The organism is Streptomyces durocortorensis (assembly GCF_016901035.1).
GTDB lineage: Bacteria > Actinomycetota > Actinomycetes > Streptomycetales > Streptomycetaceae > Streptomyces > Streptomyces durocortorensis.
The window spans coordinates 1-8,197 of the sequence record NZ_JAFEUF010000271.1 but is presented as its reverse complement, the minus strand read 5'-3'; the positions used below and the strand labels follow the sequence as shown (position 1 = coordinate 8,197).

Genomic DNA, 8,197 nt, shown 5'->3' with positions numbered 1-8,197 from the left:
CGGGGGGCCGCGCCCCCGGCGCCCCCGCGGCGCGGCGACGCCGGGGGGCCCTGCGGGGCGCCGCCCGCGCGCCCCCCCCCCCCCCCGCCGGGCCGCCCATTTTCTTGCCCCGCGCCCCCGCCCCCCCGCCCCTCTGGGCGGGCGCCGGCTGGCCCGCCGGGCCCCCGACGATCCAGTCGCCGCGGGCCCGCTTCAGCCCGTCCATGCAGGCGGAGAACGCGCCGACGCCGGGGACGAGGAGCCCGTCGGCGTTCATCGCGCGGTCGAAGTCGCGGGTGATCTCGACGTCCGCGCCGACCCGGGCGAGGGCCCGCTCGGCGGATCGGACGTTGCCGAAGCCGTAGTCGAAGACGACGACCTTTTTCGTGTCAGTCACAGCGTGCCCCTCAGTCCCACAGGCCCTGGATCCGCAGGATGCCCGCCACCAGGCACATCACGGAGCCGATCGACAGCAGCACGATGACGCCCTTGGGCATCCCCTGCTTGGCGAAGGAGTAGACGCCGCCGGCCAGGAAGAGGCCGACGACGATCAGGATGGTGTTGAGGCCGGTCACAGGGCGCCCTTCGTGGAGGGCAGGATTCCGGCGGCGCGCGGGTCGTGCTCGGAGGCGTAGCGCAGGGCGCGGGCGAGCGCCTTGAACTGGCACTCGACGATGTGGTGCGCGTTGCGCCCGTACGGGACGTGGATGTGCAGGGCGACCTGCGCCTGGGCGACGAAGGACTCGAAGATGTGGCGGGTCATCGTCGTGTCGTAGGTCCCGATCATCGGGGCCATGTTCTCCGGCTCGGTGTGCACCAGGTACGGGCGGCCGGAGAGGTCGACGGTGACCTGGGCGAGCGACTCGTCCAGCGGGACGGTGCAGTTGCCGAAGCGGTAGATGCCGACCTTGTCGCCGAGGGCCTGCTTGAAAGCGGCGCCGAGCGCGAGCGCGGTGTCCTCGATGGTGTGGTGGGTGTCGATGTGCAGGTCGCCCTCGGTCTTGACCGTGAGGTCGAAGAGGCCGTGGCGGCCGAGCTGGTCGAGCATGTGGTCGTAGAAGCCGACCCCGGTGGCGACATCGACCTTTCCGGTGCCGTCGAGGTTGATCTCGACGAGCACGGACGTTTCCTTCGTGGTGCGTTCCACGCGGCCTACGCGGGGGCTCATGCGTCGTGCTCCTTCTTGAGTTCGCGTACCGCATCGAGGAACGCGTCGTTCTCTGCCGGGGTGCCCGCGGTGACCCGCAGCCAGCCCGGTACGCCGTTGTCCCGGACCAGGACGCCCTTGTCGAGGATCCGCTGCCAGACGGCGTGGCTGTCGTCGAAGCGGCCGAACTGGACGAAGTTGGCGTCCGAGTCGGTGACCTCGTAGCCGGTGGCGCGCAGCTCGGCCACCAGCCGGTCGCGCTCGCTCTTGAGCTGCGCGACGTACCCCAGCAGCGTATCGGTGTGCTCCAGGGCGGCGAGCGCGGTGGCCTGGGTGACGGAGGAGAGGTGGTACGGGAGCCGGACCAGCTGGACGGCGTCGACCACGGCCGGGTCGGCGGCGAGGTAGCCCAGGCGGAGCCCTGCCGCACCGAATGCCTTGGACATGGTCCGGGAGACGATCAGGTTGCGGCGGCCCTCGATCAGCGGGAGCAGCGAGGGCTGGTGGCTGAACTCGCCGTACGCCTCGTCGACGACGACGATCGAGGGCCCGGCGGCCTGGGCGGCGTCGTACAGGGCGAGGACGGTGTCGGCCTCGACGGCGGTGCCGGTGGGGTTGTTGGGCGAGGTGATGAAGACGACCTCGGGACGGTGCTCGGCGATGGCGGCGCGGGCGGCGTCCACGTCGATGGTGAAGTCGTCGTTGCGCGGCCCGGAGATCCAGCCGGTGCCGGTGCCCCGGGAGATCAGGGCGTGCATCGAGTACGAGGGCTCGAAGCCGATCGCGGTGCGGCCGGGTCCGCCGAAGGTCTGGAGCAGCTGCTGGAGGACCTCGTTGGAGCCGTTGGCGGCCCAGACGTGGGCCGCGGTCACCTCGTGCCCGGCGGTGCGCGACAGGTAGCGGGCCAGCTCGGTGCGGAGCTCGACGGCGTCCCGGTCGGGGTAGCGGTTGAGGCCGCGGGCGGCCTCGCGGACCCGCTCGGCGATCCGCTCGACCAGGGCCTCGGGGAGCGGGTAGGGGTTCTCGTTGGTGTTGAGGCGTACGGGGACGTCCAGCTGGGGCGCTCCGTACGGGGACTGGCCGCGCAGTTCGTCGCGGATGGGGAGCTCGTCCCAGGGGTTACGGGGGGTGGTGCTGCCGTTCGTCACTGCTGCGGGACCTTCCAGCCGAACCGTGCCTTCAACGCGGCGCCGTGGGCGGGGAGGTCCTCCGCCTCGGCGAGGGTCACGACATGGTGGGTGACCTCGGCGAGCGCGTCGCGGGTGTAGTCGACGATGTGGATGCCGCGCAGGAAGGACTGCACGGAGAGGCCCGAGGAGTGGCAGGCACAGCCGCCGGTGGGCAGGACGTGGTTGGAACCGGCGCAGTAGTCGCCGAGCGAGACGGGGGCCCAGGGGCCGACGAAGATCGCTCCGGCGTTGCGGACCCGGTCGGCGACGGCGGCGGCGTCGGCGGTCTGGATCTCCAGGTGCTCGGCGCCGTACGCGTCGACGACCTTGAGGCCGTCCTCGATCGAGGAGACCAGGACGATCGCGGACTGGCGCCCGGCCAGCGCGGGCTCGATGCGGTCGGTGATGTGCTTGGTGGCGGCGACCTGCGGGACCAGCTCCGCCTCGGTGGCGGCGGCCAGCTCCTCGGAGTCGGTGACCAGGACGGCGGCGGCCATCGGGTCGTGCTCGGCCTGGCTGATCAGGTCGGCGGCCACGTGCACCGGGTCGGCGGTGGCGTCGGCGAGGATCGCGATCTCGGTGGGCCCGGCCTCGGCGTCGATGCCGATGCGGCCCTTGAGGAGGCGCTTGGCGGCGGCCACGTAGATGTTGCCGGGGCCGGTGACCAGGTTGACCGGGGCGCAGTCCTCGGTGCCGTACGCGAACATCGCCACGGCCTGGGCACCACCGGCGGCATACACCTCGTCGACGCCGAGCAGGGCACAGGCGGCGAGGATCGTGGGGTGCGGGAGGCCGCCGAAGCCTTTCTGGGGCGGGGAGGCGACGGCGACGCCCTCGACGCCCGCCTCCTGGGCCGGGACGACGTTCATCACGACGGAGGAGGGGTAGACCGAGCGGCCGCCGGGGACGTAGAGCCCGACGCGCTCGACGGGCACCCACTTCTCGGTGACGGTGCCGCCGGGGACGACCTGGGTGGTGTGCGTCGTGCGGCGCTGCTCGCGGTGGACGAGGCGGGCGCGGCGGATCGACTCCTCCAGCGCGGCGCGGACGGCCGGGTCCAGCTCTTCCAGCGCCCGCGTCAGGACCTCACCGGGCACCCGGACCGACTCGATCCGGACACCGTCGAGCTTCTCTCCCCAGTCGATCACTGCCGCTGACCCACGATGGCGTACGTCCTCGCAGATGGGCCGCACCGTCTCCAGGGCGGCTTCCACGTCGAACTCGGCACGGGGCAGCAGATCGCGCAGGGCTCCACCCTCGGGGAGGGCGTCGCCGCGCAGGTCGATTCGAGAGATCACACGGCAATTCTCTCAGACCGCCCGGAACGGCCGGTCGCCCGTATCACTGGCTGATACCGGTCGTCCGCACCACTGGCTGATACGTGTCTCGGCCATGTCCGGCTGTCACTGCTGACCGCTGGCTTTCACGGCGTCACACCAGGGCATAACGGCTCTACAGCAGGTAGTAGGCCCATAGGGGCATGACGGCAGCAGTCAGTGAGCCCCCTGGGGCACGACGGCAGCAGTACAGCGTGCGCGCACGACGAGGGCGCGACGGCACGACAGGCATGAAGCATGTGTGCACGGAGGGAGCGGCCGTGACCGAGCCGCACGAAGGCGACATCCCGGACGGCCTCAGCGCAGCGGAGCTGGGCATGTGGCAGTCCTTCCGCAACGGGACCACCTACGACTTACGCAGCTACGACACGACCCGCAACGACCCGTTCGCCCCGCAGACGTGGGGGCCCGAGCGGAGCGTCGGCGCGCGCACGGTGGCGCGGCTGCTGCTGGACGGCCCGCCGGCCCGGCCCGGCCGGGTGGCGGCGCTGAAGCTCCGGGGGGTGCGGATCACCGGGAAGCTGGATCTGGCGGGCGGCCGCGTCTCTCCGTACGTGGAGCTGACCGGCTGCCGTTTCGAGCAGGAGGTGGTGCTCCCGGAGTGCCACTTCACGACGCTGCGACTGGTGGGCTGCGCGCTGCCCCGGCTGGAGGCCGCGCGCCTGCAGACCGAGGGCGATCTGCATCTGCCGCGCTGCCGGATCGACCGGGGGATCCGGCTGACCGACGCCCAGATCGGCACGGATCTGCTGCTCAACCAGCTCAGTGTGGGCCCGGACCGGCACGGGCGGGCCATCGTCGGGGACGGCATGGCGGTCGCGCAGGACCTCCAGGCCGAGATGGTCGAGACGCTGGGCGAGCTGAGTCTGCGCGGGACGAAGGTGGGCGGTTCGCTGAGCCTGCGCGGCAGCCGGCTGCGCGCGGCGGAGGACCGGCGGGCGCTGAACGCCCCGCAGCTGACGGTGGAGCGCACGCTCTACATGACCGAGGCGTGGGTGAGCGTCGACACGGGGAACCAGGGCACCACTCCCCCGTACGGCGTGGTCTACGCCCCGACCCCGGCGCGCGGCACCCGCTCGCAGATCTTCGAGTGCCGGGGCGGGGTGCGGCTGGACGACGGGCGGTTCGGGGACGCGGTGGACCTGCACAAGGCCCGGTTCACCATGACCCGGCAGGAGGAGCTGTCGCTGCGCCGGATCGTGACGCCGGAGCTGCGGTTCAACGCGGAGCGCCCGGAGGAGGGCCGGGTCGTGCTGAACGGCGCGAAGGTGGTGACCCTCATCGACCTGTCGACGAGCTGGCCGGGCCCCGGCGGGCTGGCGATGGGCGGTTTCGTCTACGAGAACCTCGTCCCCTACGGCCACTTCCCGCTCTCCCGGCGGCTGGAGTGGGTGCAGGCCGCGACGCCGGAGTACGTCCCCGAGCCGTACGAGCGGCTGGCGACGGTGATGCGCAGCTGCGGGGAGGACGCGGACGCGCGCGAGGTGCTGCTCGCCAAGCAGCGCCGCCGCCGGGAGACGCTACCGCCCGCGGCGAAGGCCTGGGGGTATCTCCAGGACTGGACGGTGGCGTACGGCTACCGGCCGGGGCGGGCCGCGGTGTGGATGGCGGTGCTGTGGGCGGCGGGGACGGTGGCGTTCGCACAGCACGCGCCGCCCTCGATGAAGGGCGAGGAACATCCGCAGTGGAATCCCGCGCTGTACGCGCTGGATCTGCTGGTCCCGGTGATCAACCTCGGGCAGGACGGTTACTGGCGGATGGAGGACGCCTGGCAGTGGGCGGCGGCCGGTCTGGTGCTGGTGGGATGGGTTCTGGCCACCACGGTGGCGGCGGGGGCGTCCCGGATGCTGCGCAGGGGCTGACCGGGGTGACGTGACGGAGGCCGTGCGGGGACTGGCTCGGGAGCCGTGACCGTAGGATTCCCGGCGGCCGGGACCGCGGGCCCGGCCGCCGGGCACCCCGTGACCACCGAGGCGGATGAGCGCCAGGGGTGGATGCAATCAAGCCAACCGCGGGCATTTCCTTTGCCCTTTCTTGACCGGGCCCGATACAACCCATTCACTCGGCACAGAAGCTTCACAGCACACCTCTGGCGCGGCCCTCACCAGCGCTTTTCAATGGTCTGCACCATGGCTTTCCTTCGCGCTCTGCTCAGTACCGCGCGCATGATCCGGCACAGCCCTCCGCTGTCCGCCGGACTGTCCGCGGATGACGCGGTGCTGCTCGACGCCCCTGACGAGCGGCTCTCTCCCGCGCTGGTCGCCGCTGCCCTGGGCGACCACGAACCGGCCGCCAAGCTGCTCGCCACCACCCGGGACTCCGCCGACTGGGAGAACCGGGACCGCTACCTCGGCCATCTCGTCGCGTTCGCCCGCGGCCGGGACGGCTGGCTCGTCGACTGGCTGGCCGCCGCCCCCCGCGATCCGGACGCGCTGCTGGTCAAGGCGGAGCTGTCGGTCCGCCGGGCCTGGGAGTCGCCCGCCCGCGCGGAGCGGCTCCGCGAGGTGGGCCCGATGATCACCGCGGCCGCCGACGCGGACCCGCGTGACCCGGTGCCGTGGCGGCTCGCCCTGGACCACGCGCGCGGCACCCACGCCACGCACACCGCCTTCGAGTCTCTGTGGGAGCAGGCCGTTCGGCGCTCCGCGCACCACTACGGCTGCCATGTGGCGGCGCTGCGCTACCTGTCGGCCGCCTGGTACGGCTCGCACCGCGAGTGCTTCGACTTCGCCGAGCAGGCCGCCGAGGACGCGCTGCCCGACTCCCTGGTGCAGGCCCTGCCGGTCCGGGCGGCCTTCGCGCTGCTCCTGGACTCCCAGGCGGCGGGCCGGACCACCTCCGTACTGGAGGAGCGGATCGACACGGCGGCCGACCTGGCGATCGAGCTCTCCGCCGCCTACCGGCCCGGCGATCCGTGGCCGGCCGAGGTCCGCAACCTCCTCGCGTACGTCCTGCTCGCCCGGGGCCGCTGGGCGGAGGCACTGCACCAGTTCAACCTGATCGGGCTGCACGCGACGTCGTTTCCGTGGTCGTCGGTCTCCGAGGACGCGCTCGGCCGGTTCCTGGACGCGCGGGACGGCGCACGCCTCCAGGTGGCCTCCCTGACCCCGCTGCGCGACCGGGCCGGTCACGGCCGCCCCCGGGGCCATTACGCTTGAGCGTTGTGACCACCGCCCGCCTTCCCCTTTTCCCGCTCAACGCGGTGCTGTTCCCCGGCCTGGTGCTGCCGCTCAACGTGTACGAAGAGCGATATCGCGCCATGATGCGGGAGCTGCTGAAGAGCGACGAGGACGAACCTCGTCGCTTCGTCGTGGTCGCGATCCGCGACGGCCGCGAGATCGCCCCGACGGCCTCCGGTATGCCGGACACGGTCGCGGCGGCCCCGCCCGCCGAACGCGCCCCGGCGGACGGCTTCGGCCCCGATCCGATCCAGACCTTCCACCGGGTCGGCTGCGTCGCCGACGCGGCGACGATCCGGGAGCGCGCCGACGGCAGCTTCGAGGTCCTGGCCACCGGCACCACCCGGGTCAGGCTGCTGTCCGTCGAGGCGGACGGCCCGTATCTGACCGCCGAGGTCGAGGACCTGGCCGAGGAGCCGCCCGCCGAGGACGAGGCCGACGAGGCCGGAGCCCTGGCGGAGGGCGTGCTGCGGGCCTTCCGCTCGTACCAGAAGCGGCTGGCCGGGGCGAGCGAACGCTCGCTGGCGACCGGCGCGGAGCTCCCCGACGACCCGTCGGTGATCTCCTACCTGGTCGCGGCGGCCACGGTCCTGGACATCCCCACCAAGCAGCGCCTGCTCCAGGCCCCGGACACGGCGACCCGGCTGCGCGAGGAGCTGACGCTGCTGCGCAAGGAGACCGCGGTCATCCGGCATCTGCCCTCGCTGCCCGCGACGGACCTGACCCGGGCCCCCACCCACCCCAACTGACGAGGACCGGCCCCGGTGGCGAAGAAGCCCAAGAAGCAACAACAGCCGGGCGGCACCCCCGCCACGGTCGCCCTGACCGCGGCGGGCACCGCGTTCACGGTCCACGCCTACGACCACGACCCGGCCGGCGCGTCCTACGGCGAGGAGGCGGCCGAGGCCCTGGGCGTCTCCCCCGACCGGGTCTTCAAGACCCTGGTGGCTGACGTGGACGGCGCACTGACGGTCGCGGTGGTCCCGGTGGCCGGCTCCCTGGACCTCAAGGCCCTGGCCTCCGCGGTCGGCGGCAAACGCGCCACGATGGCGGACCCGGCGGCGGCGGAACGCACGACGGGGTACGTCCGGGGCGGCATCTCCCCGCTGGGCCAGCGCAAGCGCCTGCGCACGGTGCTGGACGCGTCGGCACGGACGCACGCCACGATCTGCGTCTCGGCGGGGCGCCGGGGCCTGGAGGTGGAGCTGGCGGCGTCGGATCTGGCGGAGCTGACAGGGGCGGTGTTCGCGGAGATCGCGCGCGCGTAAAAGATGTCCTCAATCGCCGGACGGGCTGGATTTTCCAGCCTCGCCTGCACCTGAGGCGCGCCGCCCCGGGAATTTCAGCCCCTCCGGCGATTGAGGAGCGGGGTCCGGGGCGGGGCCC

Annotated in this window: 8 protein-coding genes and 1 pseudogene; 4 read left to right on the top strand and 5 right to left on the bottom strand. The window is 72.7% G+C overall.

What is annotated here, in order from left to right; genetic code table 11:
• The 5 genes and pseudogenes from JS521_RS37005 to hisD all read right to left on the bottom strand — a co-directional run.
• Nucleotides 1-376, bottom strand: a pseudogene (locus JS521_RS37005) (hypothetical protein); the annotation flags it as partial.
• Nucleotides 377-386: 10 nt separating this feature from the next.
• Nucleotides 387-554: a CG2302 family histidine operon protein gene (locus JS521_RS30920; protein WP_003969742.1), complete on the bottom strand. Its 168-nt coding sequence runs from the start codon at nt 552-554 to the stop codon at nt 387-389.
• A complete protein-coding gene (gene hisB / locus JS521_RS30915; RefSeq protein WP_006123812.1) occupies nt 551-1,147 on the bottom strand; it encodes an imidazoleglycerol-phosphate dehydratase HisB in 597 nt (198 codons plus the stop codon). Before hisB ends, JS521_RS30920 begins: the two co-directional genes overlap by 4 nt.
• Complete coding sequence (locus JS521_RS30910) at nt 1,144-2,274, bottom strand: histidinol-phosphate transaminase (RefSeq protein ID WP_097876344.1); 1,131 nt, start codon at nt 2,272-2,274, stop codon at nt 1,144-1,146. The genes hisB and JS521_RS30910 overlap by 4 nt, the downstream gene beginning before the upstream one ends.
• On the bottom strand, nt 2,271-3,593 hold the full coding sequence (gene hisD / locus JS521_RS30905; protein ID WP_205086233.1) for a histidinol dehydrogenase: 1,323 nt from the start codon (nt 3,591-3,593) through the stop codon (nt 2,271-2,273). The genes JS521_RS30910 and hisD overlap by 4 nt, the downstream gene beginning before the upstream one ends.
• Before the next feature lie 299 nt (nt 3,594-3,892).
• Here hisD and JS521_RS30900 point away from each other — a divergent pair, with 299 nt between their 5' ends.
• The 4 genes from JS521_RS30900 (at nt 3,893) to ybaK (ending at nt 8,079) form a co-directional block, all read left to right on the top strand.
• A complete protein-coding gene (locus tag JS521_RS30900) occupies nt 3,893-5,494 on the top strand; it encodes an oxidoreductase (protein WP_205086232.1) in 1,602 nt (533 codons plus the stop codon).
• A gap of 255 nt (nt 5,495-5,749) precedes the next feature.
• Nucleotides 5,750-6,790: a hypothetical protein gene (locus JS521_RS30895; protein WP_205086231.1), complete on the top strand. Its 1,041-nt coding sequence runs from the start codon at nt 5,750-5,752 to the stop codon at nt 6,788-6,790.
• Between the two features lie 5 nt (nt 6,791-6,795).
• Nucleotides 6,796-7,560 (top strand): LON peptidase substrate-binding domain-containing protein, encoded by a 765-nt coding sequence (locus JS521_RS30890; protein ID WP_205086230.1) that lies wholly within the window; start codon nt 6,796-6,798, stop codon nt 7,558-7,560.
• 15 nt (nt 7,561-7,575) lie between these two features.
• Nucleotides 7,576-8,079 (top strand): Cys-tRNA(Pro) deacylase, encoded by a 504-nt coding sequence (gene ybaK / locus JS521_RS30885; RefSeq protein ID WP_205086229.1) that lies wholly within the window; start codon nt 7,576-7,578, stop codon nt 8,077-8,079.
• Nucleotides 8,080-8,197 lie beyond the last annotated feature (118 nt).